The organism is Marinicella litoralis (assembly GCF_002591915.1).
In the GTDB taxonomy this organism is placed as follows: domain Bacteria; phylum Pseudomonadota; class Gammaproteobacteria; order Xanthomonadales; family Marinicellaceae; genus Marinicella; species Marinicella litoralis.
In genome coordinates this window covers 391,922-417,049 of sequence record NZ_NIHB01000002.1, presented here as the reverse complement: position 1 = coordinate 417,049, position 25,128 = coordinate 391,922, and the positions used below count along the sequence as shown (strand labels likewise).

Annotated in this window: 18 protein-coding genes and 1 tRNA gene; 13 read left to right on the top strand and 6 right to left on the bottom strand. The window is 43.5% G+C overall.

The genetic code is table 11. The annotated features are described in order from the left end of the window. Positions 1–5: 5 nt before the first annotated feature. Positions 6–5,678 (bottom strand): beta strand repeat-containing protein, encoded by a 5,673-nt coding sequence (locus CCS90_RS08245; RefSeq protein ID WP_099019063.1) that lies wholly within the window; start codon positions 5,676–5,678, stop codon positions 6–8. Between the two features lie 340 nt (positions 5,679–6,018). Here CCS90_RS08245 and lolA point away from each other — a divergent pair, with 340 nt between their 5' ends. The 5 genes from lolA (at position 6,019) to CCS90_RS08215 (ending at position 9,572) form a co-directional block, all read left to right on the top strand. Beyond that, positions 6,019–6,690: an outer membrane lipoprotein periplasmic chaperone LolA gene (gene lolA, locus CCS90_RS08240; protein WP_162846764.1), complete on the top strand. Its 672-nt coding sequence runs from the start codon at positions 6,019–6,021 to the stop codon at positions 6,688–6,690. A gap of 3 nt (positions 6,691–6,693) precedes the next feature. Then, complete coding sequence (locus tag CCS90_RS08235) at positions 6,694–7,992, top strand: replication-associated recombination protein A (RefSeq protein ID WP_211336991.1); 1,299 nt, start codon at positions 6,694–6,696, stop codon at positions 7,990–7,992. Then, positions 7,989–8,354 carry a fluoride efflux transporter CrcB gene (gene crcB, locus CCS90_RS08230; RefSeq protein WP_099019061.1) on the top strand — a complete coding sequence of 122 codons (366 nt, stop codon included), beginning with the start codon at positions 7,989–7,991 and terminating at the stop codon, positions 8,352–8,354. Before CCS90_RS08235 ends, crcB begins: the two co-directional genes overlap by 4 nt. After that, on the top strand, positions 8,351–9,256 hold the full coding sequence (locus tag CCS90_RS08225; RefSeq protein ID WP_099019060.1) for a TolB family protein: 906 nt from the start codon (positions 8,351–8,353) through the stop codon (positions 9,254–9,256). Before crcB ends, CCS90_RS08225 begins: the two co-directional genes overlap by 4 nt. A gap of 240 nt (positions 9,257–9,496) precedes the next feature. Continuing rightward, a tRNA-Arg gene (locus CCS90_RS08215) sits at positions 9,497–9,572 on the top strand. Positions 9,573–9,590: 18 nt separating this feature from the next. On the opposite strand, the gene CCS90_RS08210 is transcribed toward CCS90_RS08215, so the two are convergent. Together CCS90_RS08210 and recN are read right to left on the bottom strand one after the other, a co-directional pair. Next, positions 9,591–10,727: a hypothetical protein gene (locus tag CCS90_RS08210; RefSeq protein ID WP_099019059.1), complete on the bottom strand. Its 1,137-nt coding sequence runs from the start codon at positions 10,725–10,727 to the stop codon at positions 9,591–9,593. A gap of 56 nt (positions 10,728–10,783) precedes the next feature. Continuing rightward, the gene (recN, locus tag CCS90_RS08205) at positions 10,784–12,442 is read right to left on the bottom strand and encodes a DNA repair protein RecN (protein ID WP_099019058.1); all 1,659 of its coding nucleotides are present in this window, start codon (positions 12,440–12,442) and stop codon (positions 10,784–10,786) included. 125 nt (positions 12,443–12,567) lie between these two features. Here recN and grpE point away from each other — a divergent pair, with 125 nt between their 5' ends. From grpE to dapB, 4 genes are all read left to right on the top strand, one after another. Continuing rightward, a complete protein-coding gene (gene grpE, locus CCS90_RS08200; RefSeq protein WP_218961656.1) occupies positions 12,568–13,188 on the top strand; it encodes a nucleotide exchange factor GrpE in 621 nt (206 codons plus the stop codon). Between the two features lie 147 nt (positions 13,189–13,335). Beyond that, entirely contained in the window at positions 13,336–15,267 is a 1,932-nt protein-coding gene (dnaK, locus tag CCS90_RS08195; protein WP_099019056.1) for a molecular chaperone DnaK, read from the top strand. A gap of 171 nt (positions 15,268–15,438) precedes the next feature. Beyond that, on the top strand, positions 15,439–16,581 hold the full coding sequence (gene dnaJ / locus CCS90_RS08190) for a molecular chaperone DnaJ (RefSeq protein ID WP_099019055.1): 1,143 nt from the start codon (positions 15,439–15,441) through the stop codon (positions 16,579–16,581). A 181-nt stretch (positions 16,582–16,762) separates the two neighbouring features. Then, positions 16,763–17,536, top strand: a complete 774-nt coding sequence (gene dapB, locus CCS90_RS08185; protein WP_162846763.1) for a 4-hydroxy-tetrahydrodipicolinate reductase — start codon at positions 16,763–16,765, stop codon at positions 17,534–17,536. 90 nt (positions 17,537–17,626) lie between these two features. Here the strand turns inward: dapB and CCS90_RS08180 are convergent, their stop codons facing one another. After that, entirely contained in the window at positions 17,627–18,328 is a 702-nt protein-coding gene (locus CCS90_RS08180; protein WP_099019053.1) for a hypothetical protein, read from the bottom strand. A gap of 388 nt (positions 18,329–18,716) precedes the next feature. On the opposite strand from CCS90_RS08180, the gene CCS90_RS08175 reads away from it, so the two are divergent. Further along, positions 18,717–19,604, top strand: a complete 888-nt coding sequence (locus CCS90_RS08175; protein ID WP_211336990.1) for an alpha/beta hydrolase — start codon at positions 18,717–18,719, stop codon at positions 19,602–19,604. A 39-nt stretch (positions 19,605–19,643) separates the two neighbouring features. On the opposite strand, the gene CCS90_RS08170 is transcribed toward CCS90_RS08175, so the two are convergent. Both CCS90_RS08170 and CCS90_RS08165 read right to left on the bottom strand, forming a co-directional pair. Continuing rightward, the gene (locus tag CCS90_RS08170; RefSeq protein WP_162846762.1) at positions 19,644–21,500 is read right to left on the bottom strand and encodes a C1 family peptidase; all 1,857 of its coding nucleotides are present in this window, start codon (positions 21,498–21,500) and stop codon (positions 19,644–19,646) included. A 191-nt stretch (positions 21,501–21,691) separates the two neighbouring features. After that, positions 21,692–22,597, bottom strand: coding sequence for a histone deacetylase family protein (locus CCS90_RS08165; RefSeq protein ID WP_246026998.1), 906 nt, complete (start codon positions 22,595–22,597; stop codon positions 21,692–21,694). A 195-nt stretch (positions 22,598–22,792) separates the two neighbouring features. Between CCS90_RS08165 and CCS90_RS08160 the strand changes: the two genes are divergently transcribed. The 3 genes from CCS90_RS08160 to CCS90_RS08155 are packed head-to-tail and all read left to right on the top strand — an operon-like array spanning position 22,793 to position 25,027. Beyond that, positions 22,793–23,245, top strand: coding sequence for a hypothetical protein (locus CCS90_RS08160; RefSeq protein WP_099019050.1), 453 nt, complete (start codon positions 22,793–22,795; stop codon positions 23,243–23,245). Positions 23,246–23,279: 34 nt separating this feature from the next. Next, the gene (locus CCS90_RS14940; protein ID WP_162846761.1) at positions 23,280–24,104 is read left to right on the top strand and encodes a hypothetical protein; all 825 of its coding nucleotides are present in this window, start codon (positions 23,280–23,282) and stop codon (positions 24,102–24,104) included. Continuing rightward, positions 24,104–25,027: an ABC transporter ATP-binding protein gene (locus tag CCS90_RS08155; protein ID WP_162846760.1), complete on the top strand. Its 924-nt coding sequence runs from the start codon at positions 24,104–24,106 to the stop codon at positions 25,025–25,027. The genes CCS90_RS14940 and CCS90_RS08155 overlap by 1 nt, the downstream gene beginning before the upstream one ends. The last annotated feature ends 101 nt before the right edge of the window (positions 25,028–25,128 follow it).

The following is a 25,128-nucleotide window of genomic DNA, read 5'->3' as shown; positions in this document are numbered from 1 at the left end:
ACATGTTATGGCGGACAAGATGTACCTATACCAGTTTTTCCACAAACTGCAGAAGCGTCTACCCCGGTTGGATATGTTGAGAATGCTCCATTAATCATGGTGTTCCCGTTACCCATATGGTGGAGACCGGTATCAACGCTGGCTGTTCCTGCTGCACAGGCAATGGCAAACTCGCCACTTGCTGAGCCACTATACCCAGGTAAATTATAATTGGCGGAGCCACTGATTTGATCTTTGAACACCGCATTACCGGCAAAAGGTGAAGCACTGGCATCAAAAGTGTTGTTCCTGACATCCAAACAGGCGGTGCCGGTTTCGGTGCCAACTCCACCAACTAAATTAGTCATCGCAGCAAATGCGAATCCAGCTAATTGTTCCACTGTATTATTGGTTATGGTGGCATTGAAATTAACATCAGTGTTGGCAATTGTATCAATGCCGCTATATCCATTGATGCCACGAATGATGTTGAGGTCTAAAGTGGTGTTGTGCTGGGTCATTTGTGAGGCGCCAACACTGATTCCACTGGCTTCAATTGAGCCAGATCCAGCCACGTCATTGAGTCCCACATTATTGCGACTTAAGGCGCCACTGATGGTTCCGCTTCCAGAAACATAATTAACCGTCACCGCATTACCTACAGCACCTGAAAAGTTGGAATCCTCAACATCATAGCCTTGGGTAAAACCACTGGTCGCTCCACCACCTGATACTGTGATGCCACCACCGCCTGAAACGATGTTGGGGTGGGTGTTATTAAAGAAATTGCTTTGGGCTAAAATGGTTTGATTGGAAGTGTTTATGGCATTGGTCTGCAGCATATCACCCCTGGCGCCAGCGAATTCAACACCTGCCACTGTCAGTGTGACCATGGCAGCACCTTGAGATTCAACCAACAAACCGTCGTTCCCATTGTTACTGGTTGGCACCGCATCTAAACCGATGACAGCAGCATCATTGGCACTGTCAACAACACTGATATTGGCAATGCCTGTGTCGTTGATGATGTTTACCTGATCTTCAAAGCCGCCTGAAATGTTATTGCCAGCAAAGACAGAGGTACCTGTTAAATTGGTGAATTTAATGGCAGCTTCATCAACAGCACTGCTGTTACCGCTGATTCCGCTGACTATAGAGTCTGTCATGGTAAAGCCGTTGACACTGATTCCTCGAACGGCAAAGTTGTCAAAATCATTCAATTGCATGTTGGATAATTGTACATTGGATGTGTTGTTCAAAGTTATACCAATGCCCTCAGAATTGTTTCCATTGGCTCCGGACTTGTTGCGGATGGTTCCGCCAGAACCTGCTGTGGTTCCTGTTCCAGTAATCATCAGCCCACCTGATGTTCCAGTGGTATTGAGATTGATTCCAGCACCTGCTGAATTTGTTGTCGTACCAGCTGATACACTGAGGAAAACCAGATTGGAAGCGCCAATATTGGTATTTTGAATATTGATGGCTGTACCTGTGGTGGTGTTAATGGTGTTAGATGATCCGCTGACATTCACAGTACCACCATTCAATGCATTGAATCCATTGCCGGATGTGGTGTCAATATCAAGTACACCGGTAAAATTGATGGTGCCATTGGTGTTGCCCACTGCTGACCCCAAATCAATCGCCGTGTTGGTTATCGTATTGGCTGTCACATTGCCTGCAAAGTTAACGCTGGCTGCTGCACCGTTGTTGATACCTTGGATACGGATACCATTGGAGGATTCTGTGATGGTGCCGTTCAGTGTGATGCTGCCGCCTGTCAATTCTTCAATCTGAACAGATCGTCCAGTTCCTGTACTGGTGATATCCCCATTGTAAGTGATGATTGCTGATCCGCCAGAAGCATTGGCAGCACCACCCACATCAAAAACAATGCCTGAACCGGTGCTTGTAACAGCACCGTTGCCTAAATTGATGGTGCCAGTATTGTTGTCAAGTTTGATTCCTGAACCACTGTTGTTGTTGCCTGAAACGGTAGTCAAATTCACATTGGCAATAGCATTTTCTAGATCAAAGGCCGTAGAGTTGGGCGCATTGATGCTGCCAGATGATGTATTCAGTTCACCACCAAATTGAAAATAAGCAAAGTTAGTTGGGTTGCTGATGTTCAGTTGATTAAAAATCACATTGGAGCCTGCATCGGCATAAATTTGGATGCCATTAAAGCCACTATTGGTTACATTGGTGTTGCCAAAATTATAGACAGCTCCTGGTGCCAAGTTTAGGATATAAATTCCATTGGTTGCGCTTGCGTCAATGGTCGTGCCATTGGCCACGGTAAATACGCCACCCACATTAGATAAATTGATGCCATTGGTGCCATTGAACGATATCAGTTGATCAAGCGCTACATTTAAAGTACCACCTGCAGCCAGGTTCAATGCGCGGCCATTGCCTAACAAGGACATTTCTGAAATGGCTAGCGTGCCTACATTGACTGAGGCATTGAGGTCAGTATCTGTGGTGTCGCCAACATCAAATCCTCGCAATGTATTGTCTGCTGCTAAATTGATGCCGATGCTTGCACTTGTGACAGTAGGTGCAGTGCCGTTAATGGCTGGTAATGGCGTACTGTGTGTTGCCAAAGTGATGCCACAAAGTGCTGGTGCTGAGACTGAGGAGGCTTTGCCAATCATGGATTGACCGGGCAACAAAGTGACCGGACCGACGTAGTTACCACTGCCTGTTTCATTCAAGAACACACATTCACCAGCAGCTGGGTTGGCAATGCCGGCATTGCCGTTGACTGTATCGAACTCAGCCAGGGTGCTGAATGGGTTGGTCAAGGTACCATTGCCAGCAGCACCTGCGCTGTTATCGACAAACCACAGCCTGTCACTGATGGTTAAACTGACAGTGGCAGAATCACTGAATTCGCCATCTGACATGGTATAAGCAAAACTGTCAGCACCGGTATAACCCACCGGAGGGCTGTAAGTGAAGCTGCCGTTGGCATTGACACTCACTGCGCCGCCTTGAGCACTGCTTGCATCAAACGCAGTGACAGTCAATGTATCTAGATCAGGATCATTGTCGTTGGATACCACACCAGCAGCAACAGGCACAGTGAGCCCAACATTACCAGTGACATCATAAGAATCATCAGAGGCAACAGGCGGTAAGTTTGAACTGGTGACATTCAGGCTGACTGTTGCTGGACTGCTGTTCAGTTCACCGTCAAATACTGTAAAGGTAAAGTCATTGTTGCCCACAGCACCCGGCGTATAGGTCACCGAAGCTGAAGTCGTCGTCAATTGAGTGATTGTACCTAAGGAGCCAGTGGCCGGTGAAGTAGCAATAGAAAAGGTCAATGAGCTGCCTTCAGCGTCACTGCCGGTTAAGGTAATGGTCAGCGGTGTTTCATCATCTGTTGTGGTTGTTTGTGCGTTCGCCACTGGCGCTACATTGACTTCGTTGACCGTTAGGCTAATGGTTTCAAAATCACTCAGGTTATTAGGGTTGCTGCCATTGTCTGTAACTACTACATTGAATGAATAGACGCCAGGCCCTTGGGCTTCAGTGGGTGTCCAACTGAATGCGCCACCAGTCGTAATGACCGCACCAGTTGGCACAGCACCCGCTAAGGTGAATGTCAGTGTTTGTGCTGGGTTATCTGTGTCAACTGCCATGGCATTGAAACTGAGCAGGGTTTCTTCATCGAAGGTGGTGTTGCCGATTGGATTCAAAACTGGTGGCGAATTGACTTCGTTCACAGTCACATTGATGGTTTCTGAATCGAATAAGTTTGGTGGATTGACACCATCGTCAGTTACCACTACATCAAAAGTATAGGCATTGCCACCTTGGGCTTCCGTAGGCGTCCAATTGAATGCACCTGTATTTGATATGGTTGCGCCACTTGGCACCGTTCCAGATAAGGTGAAGCTTAAGTTCTGGGCCGGTAAATCAGTATCATTCGCAGCGGCATTGAATGACAAATTATTCAGTTCATCTACTGTCTGTGGTCCAATGGCCGTAAGCACAGGTGCTGAATTGACCTTGTTGACAGTGACGTTGATGGATTGAGAATCACTTAAGTCATCTGGATTGGTGCCATCATCAGTCACAATGACATCAAAGCTAAAAGTGCCTGTGCTCCCTTGTTCTTCTGTGGGGGTCCAGCTGAAGTCGCCACCAGTCGTGATGGCCGCACCAGCAGGGACTGTACCACCCAAACTGAAAGTCAAGTTCTGAGCCGGTACGTTGGCATCAGTGGCAGTGGCTGTGAACGACAACAAGGTAAGCTCGTCAACCGTTTGATCAGGAATGTTGGCCAGTACAGGCGCATCATTCACTTCTTCAACAACGATGTCAAAAGTGATGTTGGCTGATGTATCTATGCCTCCATTGGCAGTGAGGCCATCATCCATCAAATTGATAGTGACTGTTGAGGTCCCAAAAACATCTGTAGTTGGGGTAAAACTCAAATTGCCTGAGTTTGCATCGACAGTTGGAGGCGTCGAAAATAAGCCTGCATTGGTCACATTCACGATATTGAATGTGAGGATTTGAGCGCTTTCGTTGGCTGGGCCAGCCAAGATGTCAGTGGCCCAAGTGTTGTTGTAAATACCGCTGTTTTCATCAACAGTGATATCACCACCATCGGTAAAGCTGGGCATGTCGTTAACTGGCGTGATCGTGACAGCAGCGGTGGCTGGTGCTGAATTGATTTGACCATCGTTAGCGACAAAGGTGAAGCTGTCAGACCCGTTAAAATCTGGGTCCGGGGTATATTGAATAGTTGAAGAGGTGTTGTTTACAACAGTGAATGTGCCGAGTGAGCCATTGGCAGGCGCTGTGTCAACGGAAAAAGTGATGGGCGAACCTTCGGGGTCAGAACCGGTCACAGTGATGGTGACTGCATTGTCTTCAAGCGTAGTGTCACTGCTGGCATTGGCAATGGGCGCTTGGTTTTCAACATCAAGCACATCCATTCTTATAAATACATCATCAGATGATTTGGTCAAAAATACAGCCGTTAAATCTGCATAGCTGCCGGGTGCTGAGGTGTCATTGATGGGGTCGGTATTGGCAGGATTGATGCCGTTCCAATCAGTGGTTTGACCATCAATGATGATGTTCATGGCCCAAACCCATGTTGATACGCAGATTAATACCATGCTGATGGTGATGTTTCTGGATAAACTTCTTCTGACCGTTATCAATAAAATCAGTAACAATACAGTCAATGCCAATAAGCCCATAGCAGGTACTGGAAACACAAAACCCAAGATTATCGGACCGCCATTGGCATGATTCAAAACAACGTCACCGGCAGTGTCAGATTCGGTCACAAAATAGAACAGGGCATTGCCAGAGGCATGGATGCTTAAATCCAATGTGCTGATGGCTGCTTCAAAGACATCAGCGCCGGCATCACCGGTATTCAGGCCAAGGGCTGCCGCTGCGCTTGCAGTGCCTGCATTGAAATTTAGACCATCGCATTGATGAATTTGGGTTGAAACGATGTTGGGTGGCAAGGCACTGTCGGTGGTGATTGTTAATCTGGACTGTACGCCCTCTATGGTGCTGGAAAAATCTGGTAAATTAACCACACATCCGGTAGCAGCATTGGCATCATTGTCAACGTACACATGATAAAACCTGTTTTGTGCTTGAGAAATGACAGAGAACAGCAACAATCCGAAACACACCAAAGCAGTTGAACGATAAGACATATTAAACCCTTAAACTAATAATTTTGACTGACAGTGAGAAACTGGTGAACTTAACGCCCTAATGATTCAACTATTTTCCACCCCTTAATCAATTAAGATAATTGATTTGTAAAACAATGTCAATTAAATAATAAATGTTTTAAATTCAGTGACATCGATACTTAAAAACTGATTTAAATTGAGCAAGAAATATTTGAAATATTGACAAGAATGACGCACCTAATTAAATTGTTATTGAGTCAAACAGAGAAACATGGGCTGATATGAAATGAATCAACTAAATTATTTAGCGCAAGTTCAGCTTGATTGGTTAAAATGTCATTTTAACTTGAAATTAATGATGAAAATATTGATACCAGTGTTGTTGCTTTTCGTGGCCTCGTTGCCTTTATCAGCTGTTGCAGATACCAGCGCTGAAGAAGTCACCCAACCACCTTTGGTGGCAGGTGCAAAAGATCCCATGGTGGTGTTGGCAGCAGTCAGGGCCGATTTATCCACCTTGAAGGCAGAATTTACCCAATATGAATTAACGCAAAGCAATAAAAAAGTGGACATCAACTCAGGCACTGTTTGGATGGCAACACCCAGTCAATTCCGCTGGCAGTACGTTGACCCGATAGAACAATTGATTGTTGCAGATGGTTCTCAGGTATGGGTTTATGACGAAGATCTGGAGCAAGTGACGGTTAAACAACAAAACAATAATTTGAATCCAATTTACGTCATCATCAATGATGAATTGTCGCAACAGCATTATGACATCAGGTATGTGACCACTGATAAGCAGATAGACTGGATCAGTTTGACCCCGCGAGAAGAGTCTGAAGATGTGAAATATGTCTGGTTGGCGGTTGAAAATAATGCCATATCGACCATCAAGGTATTCAATACTTATGACCAAATTATGGTGTTTGAATTTGCACAAATTGAGAAAAACCCAGATTTAGACCAACAGTTGTTTCAATTCACTCCACCAGAAGGTGTTGATGTGATCCAAGCCATCGGTGAATGAGTCTTGTTTGAGGAAATAATTGACAGTGCCAATCAGCCGCTGGCAGATCGACTCAGACCCAGTCGATTGGCAGAAATCGTAGGGCAACAACACCTGGTTGCTGATGGCAAACCCCTGGCTTTGATGCTGAAAAATAAAACCATCCATTCAATGGTCTTTTGGGGTCCGCCAGGAACCGGTAAAACCACTTTGGCCAGAATAATCAGTCAAGCGATGAATGCACAGCTGATTAATTTATCGGCGGTGCTTTCTGGGGTCAAAGACATCAGAGATGCCATCAATCAAGCCAAGCAAGCATTGCCCAAAAGAACAGTGCTGTTTGTTGATGAAATCCACCGTTTCAATAAATCACAACAAGACGCTTTTTTGCCACACCTGGAAAGTGGCCTGATTACTCTGATCGGTGCGACCACTGAAAATCCTTCTTTTGCCTTAAACAATGCTTTGTTATCGCGGTTAAAAGTCTATATTTTAAAAAGTTTAAGTGAAGATGATTTGTTGCATTTATTGCAGCAAACGCAAAGTGCGCTCAAGTTAGATATAACCATCAGTGACAAGCAATTATTGACCTTGGTCAGGGCCGCAGATGGTGATGGCAGGAAATTATTGGGATTGTTTGAAATTCTGCTGGATTGCATCAGCGATGATGTGGTTAAAGACCAAGACATTGAATTGGTGACTTCCGGTCAAACCAGACGCTTTGATCGTGGGGGCGATGAATTTTATGAACAAATTTCAGCCTTGCACAAATGTGTCAGAAGCTCAAATCCTGATGCGGCCTTGTATTGGTTGGCCCGCATGTTAGACGGCGGGTGTGATCCCAACTACATCGCCAGAAGGGTTGTACGGATGGCCAGTGAGGACATAGGCATTGCTGATCCCAGGGCCTTGAGTATCTGTCTCAATGCTTGGCAAGCTTATGAGCGATTGGGTTCTCCGGAAGGTGACCTGTTGTTGGCACAAGCTGTGGCTTATTTAGCCTGTTGCGCCAAGAGTAACGCCATTTATACTGCATTCAAAGCTGCACAGGCTGATGTGCTACAGTTTGGCACTCAACCGGTGCCAATGCATTTGCGTAATGCGCCGACATCATTGATGAAGCAGCAGGGCTTTGGTGCTGGTTATCAATATGACCATGATGTCGAAGGTGGCATTGATTTGGGCCAATCAGGATTTCCAGATGGTATCAATGAACAGGTATACTATTTACCTAAAAATGTGGGTTTAGAAGCTAAAATTGCTGAAAAGTTAAACCACATCAGAAACCAGAGGTCACAACATATGAATAAAAAGCCACAATGATCAATTCAATCATCGCGGTTGCCATAGGCGGTGCTTTAGGGGCCTCGGTTCGATTTGGCATCAATCAACTGGCCCTACATGCATTGCACGTGCCTTTGTTTTGGGCCACCCTGATGGTGAATGTGGTGGGTTGTTTTCTGATGGGAATGGCTTTTGATTACTTCAATCAACAAGCAGCCATCAATGAAGCATTGCGCTTGTTCATCACTGTGGGTTTGTTGGGTGCATTGACCACGTGGTCTACTTTCTCTATGGAAACCGTGCTTATGATCCAAAATGATCAGCTATTTAAAGCCATTGCTTATACTTTGGTGACGACGGTTTGTTGTTTTTTTGCATTTTGGTTGGGAGTAAAATCATGAAAAAAATAGTCTTGCTGAGTTTATTGAGTTTTCAAATATTTGCTGAAGAATCAAAATTGGTTGAGCCAGTAACTGCGCCGACACCACCAGGCAGTGAAATTTTATTGTTCGATTATAAAGTCAATGACAGTGGTGCGGTTACCCTTTCAAATGGGATTAACATCACCCATTCACCGGGTTATGATTCACAACCTCGATTTTCCAACGATGGCGCATTGATTTACTATACGCATTTCGACGATTCCAGTGGTCAAATGGACATCAATCAATACGACGTTACCACCGGCAAAACCACTGTTTATATTGCCACGGCGGAAAGCGAGTACTCACCAACACCCATGCCAGAAGCCAATGGCATCAGTGTGGTTCAAGTCGACGCCAATGGCGATCAATACTTGGTGTTGTTACAGAAAAATGAAGAAGCCAAGCGATACAGTGATCTAAAACAAGTCGGTTATTTTAATTGGACCCAAGGAAAAGTGGTTTGGAGTTTTATGTTAAATGACAACAACGGTGGCGATTTGTATATTCAAGGCGCTGATTTAGAGGCTGAGAAATTGGCAGAAAATGTGGGACGTTCATTCATCACTGATGCCAGCAACCAAAGTATTTACTATGTAGATAAAAACACCCAGCCATGGCGAATTAAATCGAGAACTTCGAAAGCAGCAGTGGTTGATGTGATGGGATTACCTGTTGGAGTAGAAGACTTTACTTTGGACACCCAAGGACGATTTTGGGCCGGTCGAGACAACACTTTATATGTCAGTTTGGATCAGAAAAGGTGGTTCATTGCCCATGAATTCAACGACCCTAAATTACATCAAATCAGTCGAGTCACCACCAATCCCAGCAGCAATAAAATTGCTGTCGTGTTTGCAGAAATCAGCAACAACGAATAGAATAGCCAGCCCATAACAACGTGCCCGTAGCTCAGTGGATAGAGCAACCGCCTCCTAAGCGGTAGGTCGCAGGTTTGATTGAATTGTCGGGAACAATTCAACCCCGCGCAGCGGACCCGTAGGGCGAAGGGCAGGATGCCCGGAGTACTCCTGCAGGAGGAGTCTGTATACTGATTAAAAAACCGCTGTCGTATTTGCAGAAATCAGCAACAACGAATAGAATAGCCAGCCCATAGCAACGCGCCCGTAGCTCAGTGGATAGAGCAACCGCCTCCTAAGCGGTAGGTCGCAGGTTCGACTCCTGCTGGGCGCGCCATACTAATCAATTAAATGCTTAACAATCTTTTGGATCCTTCAAGTCTGCATGCTTGTCTTTGTATTTATTGTAAACATATTCAGCCAATTGTTGTTTTCGTTCAAGTTCGTCAATTGGCTGCAGGTTTATTTTTTGGTAGGCTGGGTCCAGGAAGTTTTCAATGAAATTAACAGTTTGAACCGTTCTGGATAAGCATTGGACTTTGGCTTTGTAGGCTTCGTGTTTTTCACCAACCGTTTTTAATAAATCCGCTTTTCCTCGACTTTCATGCATCGCCATCAAGGTGGCATAACCTACGCCCCTGGCGATCAATGAGTTGCTCTGGTTGATGAGGATTTGGGTGATTTGTAAGCATTGGACGAAGGTGGCTTTATTGGATTGACAAACTTGATACAAAGGTCTGAATGCTGGTGTGGTGTTTAAAAACACATAAGACATTTTAATCGAAGTTGGAAAATAAGCGTTGATCAAAGCATCTGCCTGCCCTTGTTTTTCAAGTGACAAGCCTGATAACAAAGCCTTGTCATCTTTGAACGCTGCAACATAACTTGTGGGTATTGGGTTTTCGGCGATGTACTGATCTATCATTTGGCTGAATTCTGGGGTGATGTAATGGCTGTGGTGGCTGCGTTTGGCTTCAGACATGCGACCAATGATTTGCATAATCAATGTTTGGTCCTGCTGCTCTAAGGCAATATTCAACGGCATCAAATATACATTTAAATTATCCGGTGATCCTTTGAGTTGTTTGTCCAATAAGGCGTCATGGTCACAATAGACTTTCAGTTTTGGTCTGAAACACCATGAGGCCAACATGTCCAAGGTGGTTTCAGACAAATCATCTTGATTGATGATTTCATTCATTATATCTGATAAGTTTTTTAACAACTTGTCAGTAACCATGGCATCAACGCCCTGATTATTTTCGCTGAGGGTGGCATTGATGATGGCGGCCAACCCCATGACTTTTTCAGCGCTGTTGTTGGAGTTGATTAAATGCTCATTGAGCTGGTTGAACCACTTGGAAAAATCATCTTCAGCTGCAGCCAATTGTTCAGCAGATAATGATTCAGTTGGTTCAGCAGTGGTTTGCGGTTCGGCCCAGCTACTTCCATACCAAGTTAAAATAAAGGCTAATACAATGATTTTATACATAAGATTTGTGTCGATTGGCTCATAAGTTATCTTACTATAAGATGCTTTATAAAGTATTAACCCGTTTTTAAAAATTCTTTGGCTTGTGCCAGTGTGGCATCAGTGATGTTCTGTCCGCCAGACATTCTGGCCAGCTCTTGAATCCTTTGTTCTGTAGACAAGTGTTCTATCACAGAGGTGGTGTACTTGCCTTGACTGGATTTACTGACCAATAAATGATCATGGGCATGTCCGGCGACTTGTGGCAAGTGGGTGACGGCAAAAACCTGGTTGTTGTTACTGAGTTGTTGCATGATGTGGCCCACTTTTTCAGCAGTGGCGCCGCCTATACCGGTATCCACTTCATCAAAAATAAAGGCTTGTTGTAATTGATCTTGTTGGGTACTGACTTCGATGGCCAATGAAATGCGTGACAATTCACCACCTGAGGCGGTTTTATTTAAGGGCTGTGCAGACTGTCCTTTGTTGGCTGCAATCATAAACTCAATGTGATCATTGCCCAACATTTTGGGTTTGGCGTCGTCTTGTAATTCGACCTGGATACTGAATTGCGCTTCGGGTAAGCCCAGTTGCTTAATCATGGTGGTGATTTTATTCGATAAATCTTGGGCTGATTTTTTGCGTTGGGTTGATAGTTTCGCGGCCAATGATCGGTATTTGTTCAAGGCTGAATCAAGGTCATCGTTGAGCTTTTGCTGGTTAATGGCTAAGTCAGCATGGGTTTGTAATGTTTCACTCAAATCCTGATGTTGTTGAAATAACAGTTCAGGCATCACATTTTGTTTTCTGGCGATGTGACTGATCTGTTCAATGCGACTTTCAATTTGCTGCAAGTCATCTGGATTGTTTTCAATGGCTTCCAACACCGATTGCAACTCATTCTGTGCTTCATTGACATTGATCAATGATTCTTCAAGCATTTGGCAAACAACACTGAAATCATGGCCTTTGGCCAGTTTTAATTTGTTGATGATGTGGCCTAATTGTACTTCAACACTGGAGTCGTCGGCGCTGAGTCGCTGAATGGAGTCGTCAATATTTTGTGTTAATTCTTGGGCATGGGCAGCCGTTTTTAATGATTGGTGCAGTGATTCATATTCATTGTCTGCCAACGCCAGTTGTTCCAATTCATCAAATTGGTATTGTAACAACTGAACTTGATCGTGGCTCATAGACCCTGCAGCCTGCAGATCTTCAAGCTGTTGTTCGATGGCATGTATGTGTTTAACGGCTTCTTGGGTTTGTTTTAGTAACAAATCAAAATCACCGGCTTGGTCTAAAATCTGTAATTGATTTTGGTTTTTTAGTAATCTGATTTGGTCGTGTTGTCCATGAATTTGCACTAAAAACTGACTCAGTTCTTTAACCATTCCCGAAGGTGTCGGGCGACCATTCACCCATTGTTTACTTCTGCCTTGGCGATTGAAGGTTCTTCGGATAATCAATTCATCACCATTTAACAAGTCTTGTTCTTGTAGCCAATCATGGGCACTGGGGTTGTTGGCAATCACGAATTCAGCAATGATTTCACTTTGTTCGTCAAAGGGTCCAATCGCTTGTGTGTCGGCCCGGTTTCCCAAGGCCATTGACAGGGCGCCAATGATGATGGATTTACCTGCGCCTGTTTCTCCAGTAAAGACAGACATTCTTGGATGGAAATCTATTTCTAACTGTTCGATCAAAACAAAATTCTTGATGTACAAGGATTGCAACATATTTGACTGGTGGTTTTTATGGAAAATGAAATTTAATTTTAACCACACTGCCTTGAATTGTCATCTGTAATCACCATATCAGTGCCATTATTAATTTCGAATGTGTGATTATGACAGAGGAAAATGTGAATCAAGTTGAAGAAGCCATGACAGATGAAGATTTGAATGCATCAGGTGAATCTATAACAGATGATGAATTCAATGATGAAGATGAAGTGGTGATTGCTGAATTGGATGACAATGAACTGTCTGCATTAGAACAAATGCAAGCAAAAATTGAATCTTTGCAGGCTGAGCTGGATGAAACCAAAGCCAAGTTGGCAGAGAAAGACGATGAAGTCTTGCGAGTGGTCGCTGAAGGCATGAATTTGCAAAAGCGCTTACAAAGGGATTTGGACAACACCAGAAAATTTGCCAATGACAAAATCATCAAAGCGATGATTCCAGTGATGGACAGCTTTGATAAAGCATTGGAAGTGATCAATGATGACAATTGTGAAGTGTCTACAGAGGCCATGATTGAAGGTACCCAAAACACGCAAAAAATATTTGCCAAAGTGTTACAAGACAATGGGATTGAAATCATTGACCCAGTTGGTGAAACATTTGACCCTGAACAACATGAAGCCATGAGTATGGTGCCTTCACCTGATCATGAGAAAAACACCATTGTGAATGTTTTTCAAAAAGGATATTTGCTGAATGGTCGCGTTGTCCGTGCAGCGATGGTTGTTGTGGCTCAATAGCTTGAAAAAATAATTGCTGACCATAGATAGTGGTCATAGAGAAAAGCGACCCGATGAACTCATCGATAATCGTCAATCAATCAGAAGGTTTTGTGAAAAGTACAAACTACCTTCAATAAAGAATAAAGTATTTTAGAGGTTATAAAAATGTCAAAAGTAATAGGTATAGATTTAGGAACAACCAATTCCTGTGTTGCAATAATGGAAGGCAATGACATCAAAGTCATTGAAAATTCAGAAGGCGACAGAACAACACCTTCTGTGGTTGCTTTTACCGAAGAAGGTAAAACCATCGTGGGTCAGGCTGCAAAAAGACAAGCGGTTACCAATCCTGAGAACACCTTGTTTGCAATCAAGCGTTTGATTGGTAGAAAATTCAATGAAGATGTGGTGAAAAAAGACCAAGACATCGTGCCATACAAAATCATTGGTGCAGACAATGGTGATGCGTGGGTTGAAGTTCGTGGCAAAAAAATGGCGCCACAAGAAATTTCAGCACGTATTTTAGAAAAAATGAAAGCCACAGCCGAAGATTATTTGGGTCACGAAGTGACACAAGCCGTTGTGACTGTGCCTGCATATTTCAATGACTCACAACGTCAAGCGACCAAAGACGCTGGTAAAATTGCTGGCCTTGAAGTGAAACGAATCATCAATGAGCCAACAGCTGCTGCCTTGGCTTATGGTATGGACAAAAAAGGTGGTGATCGCACCATCGCTGTTTATGACTTGGGTGGTGGTACGTTCGATATCTCAATCATAGAGATTGCTGACATTGATGGTGAACAACAATTTGAAGTGTTGGCAACCAATGGTGATACTTTCTTGGGTGGTGAGGATTTCGACAACCGTGTGATGGATTACTTGGTGGCTGAATTCAAAAAAGACCAAGGCGTGGATTTGAAAAATGATCCATTGGCTTTGCAACGTTTGAAAGAAGCGGCAGAAAAAGCCAAGATTGAATTGTCAACTTTGGATCAAACTGAAGTTAACTTACCATACATCACGGCAGATGCTTCAGGACCTAAGCACATGAACGTTAAAATCACGCGTTCTAAATTAGAGTCTTTGGTTGAAGAATTGGTTAAACGTACAGTGGCTCCTTGTGAAACAGCGATTAAAGATGCCGGTGTTTCATTGAGCGAAATTTCAGATGTTATTTTGGTTGGTGGTCAAACACGCATGCCAGCTGTGCAAACCATTGTTGAACAAACATTTGGTAAAAAGCCTCGTAAAGATGTTAACCCGGATGAAGCCGTTGCCATGGGCGCTGCCGTACAAGGTGGTGTATTGTCGGGTGATGTCAAAGACGTCTTATTGTTAGACGTGACTCCGTTGTCTCTGGGGATTGAAACCATGGGTGGCGTGATGACTAAATTGATTGAGAAAAACACCACGATTCCTACCAAAGCATCACAGGTATTTTCAACCGCTGAAGACAACCAATCAGCTGTGACAGTACACGTGTTACAAGGTGAGCGTGAAGTGGCTCATGCCAATAAGTCATTGGGTCAATTCAACTTGGAAGGCATTGCAGCTGCACCACGTGGTATGCCACAAATTGAAGTGGCATTCGATATCGATGCCAATGGCATCATTCATGTGTCGGCTAAAGACAAAGCCACAGGCAAGGAACAACGCATCGAAATTAAATCGGGCTCAGGTCTTTCGGATGAAGAGATTGAGAACATGATTAAAGATGCCGAGTTGAATGCTGACAAAGACAAAGAATTCAAAGAATTATCGCAAGCCAGAAATGGTGCTGATGCCATGACTCATTCCACCAAACAAATGTTGGAAGAGCACAAGGAAATCATTGATGACGCTGAAAAGGCAGCCATTGAAGCTGCGATTGAAACTTTGGAAACAGCAGCCAAAGGAGATGACAAAGCAGCGATTGAATCGGCCACTGAAGCCTTGCAAACCGCCGCTCAACCGGTGATGCAAAAAGTAGCGCAAGCTGCTCAAGCACAACAAGGTGGAGAAGCAGGTGCTGATACAACGGCTGAAGAAGCTTCTCAAGGTGGTGATGACGTTGTTGATGCAGAATTTGAAGAAGTGAACGACGACAAAAAGTAACCGAAAATTGTTAAGCCATTGCGGTAATTGATCAATCAGCAATGGCCTAAACAAAATAGACTCGATGCATGTTTGTTGCATATTGCAGGCCAAACACCATCTTTTAAATGAATACCGCCTTCGATTTATTTCTAAGGCGGTATTTTGATAATAACAACATAAGAATTAAACATGGCACAAAAAGATTTATACGAAACGCTTGGTATCAAAAAATCAGCGACATCAGCTGAAATTAAAAAAGCATTTAAACGCACTGCAATGAAATACCATCCAGATCGCAATGTGGATGACCCAACGGCTCAAGATAAGTTTAAAGAAGCCCAAATGGCTTATGAAATCTTGAAAGACGAGAAAAAACGCCAAACTTATGATCAATATGGTTTCGATGCTGTCAGTGGCCAAGGCGGCCCTGGTGGTTTTGGTGGTGGCGGTTTCCAAGGTGATGTGGGAGATATCTTTGGTGATATCTTCAGCGATATATTTGGTGGCGGCGGACGCAGAGGTGGTCGTTCTGCAGGCCCACAACGTGGTCGTGATGTACAAATCGAGATGACGGTTGAATTGGAAGAGGCCATCAATGGTGTCAATAAGGAAATCAATATTCCCAGCATGGTTGCTTGTGATCCATGCAACGGTTCTGGCTCCAAAGACGGCGAATCCAAGTCATGTCAAACCTGTAATGGCATAGGCCAAGTCAGGATGCAACAAGGCATGTTTTCGGTACAACAAGCCTGTCCTGATTGTCGTGGCAAGGGATCTGTCATCAGCAACCCCTGTGGTTCATGTGGTGGTGAAGGCCGTCGCAAAGAAAACAGCAAACTGAATGTCAAAATACCTGCCGGTGTAGACCAAGGTGACCGAATTCGCTTGTCAGGTAAAGGCGAAGCGGGACCGCAAGGTGGTCCTGCTGGAGACTTGTATGTAGATATTCATGTGCTGCCACATAAGTTGTTTGTGCGTGAAGGCGATTCCTTGTTTTGTGAAATGCCAATTGATTTCACCACAGCTTGTTTGGGTGGTGAGATTAAAGTGCCAACACTCTCTGGCGAAGTGATGCTCAAAGTTCCCAGTGAAACGCAATCAGGCAAACAGTTCAGGTTGCGTGGTAAAGGGGTGAAATCAGTGCGATCACACAGCACCGGAGATTTGTATTGCAAAGTGAATGTAGAAACGCCGGTGAATTTATCCGCTGAACAAAAGGATTTATTAAAAGAGTTGGACAAAACCATCAAAGCCGGTGGTGATAAAAACAACCCTAAACGCAAAGGGTGGTTTGACAATGTAAAATCATTTTTAGACAAAATGACCGGTTGAAGGCAACAGCCAAACCCGCTAATTAGCCTGTTTGCTTTTCTTTGTGGACAGGCTTTTTTATGTTAGCCATTATTGCAATGAACAGTGATGTGATAAATTGAACAAAAAAGAGTCGAAAATTCATTTTAATTCATGCAAAATTGAACCCAAATCGATGCAACAACCACAGAGTAATAAAACCATGAACCAAGCCATTAATGTAATCATTTCCGGTGTTTCGGGAAGAATAGGCCGCAAACTATTGAAACTTGTTTTGGCCAACCCCCAATTTAATTTGGTGGCAGGCTTGGTGTCGCCAACCAGTCAATACCTGGGTAAAGACTTGGGTGATTTGATAGGAATCGACGAAATAGGTTTAACGGCGACAGATTCCTTGGTTGAAGTCAAAGCAGATGTGGTGATCGACTTTGCTCACCCCGAAGGCTTTGATGAATTGGTTGATTATTGTGTCTTGAGTGAAATCGCTTTGGTCAGTGGCACCACGGGATTGAACCAAGCCAGTTTTGATCGAATTGGTCAAGCGGCTAAATACACCAATGTGATGTGGACATCTAACTTTTCACTGAACATTCAAATCCTGAAAAATTTATTACAAGTCATTAAACAAACCAATCCTGATGGTAAGTTCAGCATCACTGAAACCCATCACATCCATAAGAAAGACGCACCTTCAGGCACTGCCATTTCGTTGGCCCAAGCGATTGAACCCCGATCCAGTATGATAAAAACGGCTGAAGACACTTATCTGTTGGGTGATGTGATTATTCATGCCATCAGAACCGGTGAAGTCCCTGGTATTCATGAAGTAACCATTGAGCTTGATAATGAAACCATGGTCTTAAAGCATGAGTCTCATGATCCGGCGATATTTGCGCAAGGTGCATTGGATGCCGCCTTATGGATACATGGTAAGCCAGCTGGCTTGTATGATTTGAATTCAGTTTTAATGGGTTGAGTACACGGATCTAATTTCCCATCTCTGAAATTTTTATGGACACAAAAAAAGCGCCAAACTGGCGCTTTTTTTTGTCTAAGATTTGAAATATTAAGCTTGTTGCTTGCGTTTCAAAAAGACCACTGTAAATAAACCAAAAATCATCAATGTCATGGCCCAGAACGATAATGTAGGCACTGAAGCGGGGGCTCCTTGTGGTGTCTGTGGTTGGAATGATTGAAGCTCCATCACAGCTGGTGATGGACCACCTTGGATACCACCATTGGCAGCTGTGCCATCTTGATTTATATTTTCACACAGGGTGAAATACCAACAGCCTGATGGTGGGTCACCGATAACACCGGATGGTGAAAACTCGTTGTAAAAATCACCCATGTTAGCTTCACCTGGAGGGCCTGGAGGGCCTTGAGCAAAACTAATGAAATTAAATTCACCAGATTCACCATCAAATGTAGTGCCCCATGGCGAGCCATCGGTGGCTTGTCCTATCAACGCTTGGTTGAAGTTCAATGTGGCACCATTGGTGCCGAATAAAACCAAATCATAATCACTGATGCTATAGTCACCATCGCTGAATGCAGAACCGGTGACGGTTAACTGTAAATCAAGTACGGCTGGACTGGGTAAGCTGATTTCGTTGAAACCAGGGTTGTCGATTAAATCAGTTTCTAAAACAATGTAACCTGTGGTTTGTGCGTTGGTAGTGGTGTCAGTAAAGACAAAGTCCAATGTGACTGGTGCGGCATATACACTGCTGGTTAAAAACAGTAATGATAATAAAATATTTTTCATTTTTCCCCCAAGGAAAGTAGATTAAAAAATCGTCGTTCGATTTAAACGACTTGATTGTTCACTGGTTTATTCTATATACCTTATCCGTAACTTGGTAACAAACCATGATTAATTCAATCACGGGTATTGAAAGGTATATTTGAATGCGTGGCCATAATAACGAACTTGGCATGGATAAACAATGTTTATTCAGAAGATGTTTTTATTTGTACTTCAATGGTCTGAATAAAATGGTTTAAAATCAATGTCTTAAATTTTTAAAATGGGGTATTTGTTACGTTGCCCGCGGTATGGGCGTTGAAAAAGTTTTTATGGATCAAAGTCATTACGGTCGCATAACTTTCACAGTCAGAATGGTAAGGTTTGGCTTTTACAGTTTTGCTAAACCATGAAATTACACCTTTTGACTTTTCTTTTATTGGGCATGCTGGCGCTGATTATTTCTTCACCTGCGAAAAGTGGCGTGGGTTCCTTTCTACTGAACAGTGCTTTGAAAGTATTTCATCCCATCAAATCGGTAAAAAATATATCCTATGGTGAACAAACGTGGCAAAAATTAAATGTTTACCCGCAAAAAAACAATCAAAATGCACCTGTGGTGTTCTTTATTTATGGCGGTGGTTGGAGTAAAGGCAGCAAGGAGCAATATCACTTTGTCGCTGACGGTTTAAGTCGTTTGGGTTATATGGTGGTGATTGCCGACTATATCAAATACCCTGAAGGTCGTTATCCCACTTTTATCGAGGACATTGCTTTGGCGACTGCTTGGGTTAAACAGAACATCAAAGCCTATGGTGGTAATGCTGAACAGATATTATTGGCTGGCCACTCTGCTGGTGCACATACCGGTGCATTGTTGGTTACTGATCATCAGTACTTGGCTGCCGTCGACTTATCACCTGTGGATTTTTTGGGTTTTGTTGGGCTCTCAGGACCGTATAATTTCACACCAAAGGCGCCTCAATACATCAAAACATTTGGTCAAGAAAATTTTGAATCAATGAAAGTCAATAACCATGTTCAAGGTGCAGAACCGCCGATAAAATTAATTCATGGACGTGGAGACCAAACGGTGGGTTTATTCAATTTTGATACCTTCAGAAATAAATTACAAGCCTCTGGGCACAACGTCATCACTAAACTGTATGATGAAGACATTGGGCATGTTGATACGGTACTCAAGATTCACCCATGGTTTGCCGGCGAAGTTGATGTGGCTGTTGAAATTGATGTATTCTTTAAAAGTCTGATAAATGCCACTACAGTAAGCAATTAACCCCGTTCAATTGAATGCCTTTGAAACAGGGTGGTTGGATTAATAATCTAAATCCTGCGCTGTAAATAGCCTCTTGGGGTTTTTCTTGAGCATGTTTTTTAATAAACTGTTCATGGTGCGAACATCATTATCGAAACCACCGTGGGTTTCACTCCAACTTTGTTTTACCTTACCATTGATACCAGTTGATATGATTCGCTTCAATTTAGGGTGGTCGGGTACCAATTTTGCATGTTTTTGCATGCCCAAGATGGGGGTTTTTCGTTTTTCTTCGAATGCCCTTGATACCAAATACAGCAAAGATTTTCGATATGGCCCCACCGAGTCGTCCAACTCCAGCTGTTGACTTAAGTTGTAGATATGCAGTTCATCGATGCCATGGGTTTTGGCTTTGGATTTTAAAGCGGGGTGGTAATGGTCTTTATAAAAATCAACACTGGCAGCAGGAGCCAACAACGCTGCCGACGCAATCCGATGTCGCTTTGCTGTGGGTAACTGACTGATTCGATTCAATAACCAACCCAATAAAATGGCACCGGTGCTGTGACCAATTATGTGCAGTTTGATTTGTTTGTTGGGTATTCTCGATTGGTTGTTTTTTTGTAATGCTTGCAAAAACAATTGCAACACTTGGGTACCTGCCCCCGGCTTGTTGAATGGCAGACGGGCACCGCTTTTCATCTCACGCCAAAATGCCCTGCCTGGGATGCGGGTTAATTTTTCTAGCAACCAATCTGTGGCGTCGGTGACCCCACCGGCACGGTCTTCAACCGGTTCTTTTTTGCGGAATATCAAGTCTTTCAACTCTTCTTTAAGCCCGGTGTCATACATGAAATGATACGGGTAGATGCGATTTTCTTTGAATACACTTTTCATGCTTTCGATGCGCTTGGCTGAAGCGTCAGGACTGTTCAAGCCGCCATGTGCATACAGCAATATATGATCATAATCTTTGGAATCAGCGAGCAAATCCGTGGTGATTTTAACGTCTTCCAAGTTAGACCAATACTTGTCTGAATCTTTGAATTCACCGTCATCAATATGTACAAAGTGACCAGCAATTTCGGCTCGATTGGTCTTTTTTGAAGCCATGATTTTGGCTGCGTATGAGGCTTGGTTGTTGGCGTCTAAGTGCCAAATTTGTGGTGTGCCCAGCGCCAAGCGCAGGACCCATGCATCTTGAATGTTTTTTTGCCAATCTTCATAACTCCAAATGGCCAGGCCATCTTTACCCCATTTTTTGCCCCAAGAGTTTTGAATCAAAAAACCTTTGTCATCATAGCCAACAATAGCAAAGGCATGGCTGCCTGCATATTTTTCACTGAAGGGGATTTTGCCATTGAGGACATTTTTCTTTTGCCAACCTTGGTGGACCCTAGCCGAACAATAAACTACCCCGGCTTCGTTTAAAGCGGCATGAAAATCAGAAACCCGGTGATTCAATCGATAATAAGCGCCAACCGTATTGGCACGTGCGTTTTTTGCGGCAGCCACACTGAATTTTCCTGGTTTGTTGGCTTGGTATGACCACAGTGCTTCTTCGGCCACACCCATGTTGTACCAACCTTTGATGGCACCTCGACAGGATGAACCTGAATAATCTTCTCCCTGCCATTCATCATTTCGCCTGGCCATTTCATATAGCATGCGCATGGACACTTTTTTCTCTTCATCACCTCGCTGTAGGTTGAGGTAATTAATCACTGCAGCCAATGCGAAACCGGTGCATGCGGGTTCATTTTTTTGGTCCAATATATGTAAATTTCTGGGCGGATCAATGCGGCTTGCCAAATTAATCAAAGCAGGGCGGTAATACCAGTCCCTGCAATCAGGTAAATCAGGCACTGCGTTGGTGATGTGGTTATTGATTTGATCGATTTCTGGCGTTTTAATCATGACGCAGCCTATATGAGTGAAATGAGGTGTTGATACCATTAAACAGATTTGTTAATAAAAGTGCAATAAAATCAATCATTATTTCATTTTTCCACAGTATGACATTGTTTGAACAACAGGCAATGCCAAATTTAATGACTCATGTAATGACATAAGTGCTCAATACTGCCTGGAGGCATACTGTATTTCTATTATTTATGAAGGGAGGCTGCTGCTTGAAACACCAAAGCATGTCTTTTGGCCAGTGCTGATTGGTCTTTATCATAACCACCGCCAATCACCGTAGCTGTAGGAATGTTGAGTTGTTTCAGGGTTTTCAGTACCAGATACTCCCGTTCAGCAATGCCAGCCAAAGAGATGTCTAGGTAACCCAAACCATCTCCAGCATATACATCAACGCCGGCATCATAAAACACCAAGTCTGGCTTGGATGTATCAACCGCTTGGAGTAAGGTGTTGTAAACCACTTCGAGGTATGCCTCATCAGTCATGCCTTTAGCGACTCCTATGTCTAAATCGCTTTTTTCTTTGTGGTGTGGAAAATTCTTTGCACAATGAATGGAACAAGTGAATATGTTGTCATCGTTACGCAAAATTGATGCGGTGCCATCACCTTGATGAACATCACAATCAAAAATCAATATACGCCGGACCTTTCCCTGAGCAATCAATGCTTTGGCAGCTACCGCCAAATCATTGAATATACAATAACCACGACCGAAATCATGGTAAGCATGGTGGGTGCCACCTGCCATATGACAGGCAATGCCTTGATTCAATGCAATGGCACCGGTCAATAATGTACCATTGGGAGAAATCATCGATCGTTTGACCAGTGCCTCACTCCAAGGCAGTCCCATTTTCCTGAGTTCTTTGGTGGATAATTGATTGTTGCTGAACCGTTGGATGTAGTCTTTGGCATGGGCCAGTTCAAGCACTTCAGATTTGACTCGACCTGGCCTGAATACATTGTGTCCAGCCAAAATCCCTGACTCAGTCAAACATTGATGAAGGGCTTTGAACTTATCCATCGGAAATCGATGGTTGGCCGGAAATGGGTATGAGTAAAAGGGGCTGTATATCAGCGGGATGGTCACTGCTTTATTAATTCCATGTGGTGCCTGTTAATCATACCAAAAATAAATCAACCTGGGTACAGTGAATGGGGCTAACTGGAAACGGACGGTCAATTGAATTGATTGTGTTTTAACAAAATCTGTGATTAAATTTAAAGAGAGATAACAAGTCAATTATATTGATTTGATTCATATAATAATAAAGAGGAGATCACTATGCGCGTAGCAGCTGGGGTAATTTTAATCATAGCAGCCATTTTTAATCTATTGGCATCACTGGTATATTTGGGCGGCGGTGCGGCCACAACCAGTTTAAGTAATGTGGCTGATTCAGCCTATGTACAAAGTCAACAAATGACTGAAGCAGAAAAAGCTGAACTGGAAAAATTTCAAGATGAAGCTGGCGGTTCAGGTATTTTGATGATGGCATTTGGTGTGTTTTTATTGGTCAGTGTAGGTATATTAATTGCTGGTGCTGTGTTTTTGTTTCAGGATAAAAAACCACAATTCATCATGGTGGCAGGAGGGATGGCCATTGTGGCTGAGGTCATTGGAATCCTGGTGACTCAGTTTGGCGTTACCAATACCATCGGTTTGGTGGGTGGTATTTTAGCCATCATTTCTGCCAAATCAATGGGTGGTTCAGCCGCCCCAGTTGATGTCGAATAATTAACTTGTCTTTAACTATCAGGTATAGGCCGCAATGAATTCATTGCGGCTTCCTACTGTCATTACCCTGGTTCGTCAGGACCTGTATTATGCGATTCGAAGTGCCAGAGGCTTGTTGTTTTTGGTGTTCTTTGCTGTTTTTTGGTTGTGGCTATTCTCAAAATTAACCGGTGGCGCAGCCCAATGGCTGGCCAATCCAGAAGGCAATGTCCTTATTGGTTGGTTGTTCGATCCAAAAGTGGCCAGGTCATTGTTTGTCGACCGATCACCGACGTTGTCGGCCTTTTTCTTATTGGCTGTCTCTACCGTTCCTGTGTTTGTGTTGTTTGCTGCCAGTGACCAAACAGCCAATGACATTGGCAGTAAGTATTTAAGGTTTTTGACTCCCAGGTGCAACCGCATTGAAATATTTGTGGCACGTTTTCTGGGTGCAACTTTATTGGTGGCTTTGGCTTATATCGTAATCACTGCTGTGGCAACGGTGATGGCCATTGTTGTTGATAACACCCGTTTTACAACCGTTCTGTTAGACAGTGTTTTGGTGATGCTTTCCCTGGTGGTTTATGCTTTGCCTTTTATTGCTTTGATGTCTTTGTGTTCGGTGGTGGTCGGCTCAGCAGGGCTGTCGGCATTGGTTGGTATCAGTGTCTATGTGGTGGTTTTGGTGATTGTCGCGGTCATTGAGATTAAAATGCCACAAGCGGCTGAATGGATTTCGTATTTAATCCCCAATGCCACCAAAGGTTTGATCATACAATTGCAGTGGAGTCAGTTTATGCAGGCTTTGATGCTGGTGCCTTTGTATGTAGCCTTTTATGGTTTTATGGGCTGGCGCATTTTTTCCAAGAGGGATATCTAATGAGCCAAAATGTGATTGAAACCCATAATTTATCTAAACATTTTGGCCCAGTAAAAGCCTTGGACCAAGTCAATTTAATCGTTAATAAAGGCACAACCACTGGATTGGTGGGGCCCAATGGGGCCGGTAAAACAACCTTGTTTTCTTTGTTGTGTGGTTTTTTAAAGCCCACCAGTGGATCGATTCAAGTGCTTGGACATCATGCGGACAGTGCACACATCAGAGGGCGTATCAGTATTTTGCCGCAAGATGCCACTTTACTTAAATCTTTGCCAGTGGGTAAACAATTGTCTATGTTGGCTGAATTACAAGGGATGAATAAAAAAGCCGCGCAAAGTGAGGCCGTTAGGGTTTTAAAACTGGTCGATTTGTACCAATCATTCAATCAACTGCCAGAACGATTAAGTCATGGTATGTTAAAACGCGTGGCCATTGCACAAGCATTGATGGGTGAACCTGAAATCATTATGTTGGATGAGCCCACTGCAGGCTTGGACCCCAATACTTCAGATGCGATTAAAGCCGTTATCAGAAAATTGGGGCAAACATCTACCATCATAATCAGTTCACACAACCTTGAAGTGATTGAAGACTTGTGTGAAAAAATCATTATTTTACGTAAAGGCCAGCTTCATTCACATGAAATGGTGGCTGATTTAACATCAAGGACCAAGGCCTTGACCTTTAAGCTGGATAAGGATCCTGAGGCCAATGTGGCTGATATTTTTAAATCATTGCCTTTGGTAACTGCGGTAAAATTGGGGCAGCCGGGTCAACATCGTATGGTGGTATATTTTAAAGATGATGGTGAGTCCATGGCTGAAATTGAAATCATTAAATGCATGGCTGTAGCAGGTGTCACCTACCGTGAAATGGTGCGCGGGGAGCGTTTACAAGATACCGTTTCGGACCGCATGCGTTAATGCTTCAAGTGCTCAAGTGTCACCGTTCAGGTCATCCATTAATCAAAAGCTTCACCTCTTTAATAATGATACAAATCACCCCATTTGAAGTGCGCACATGA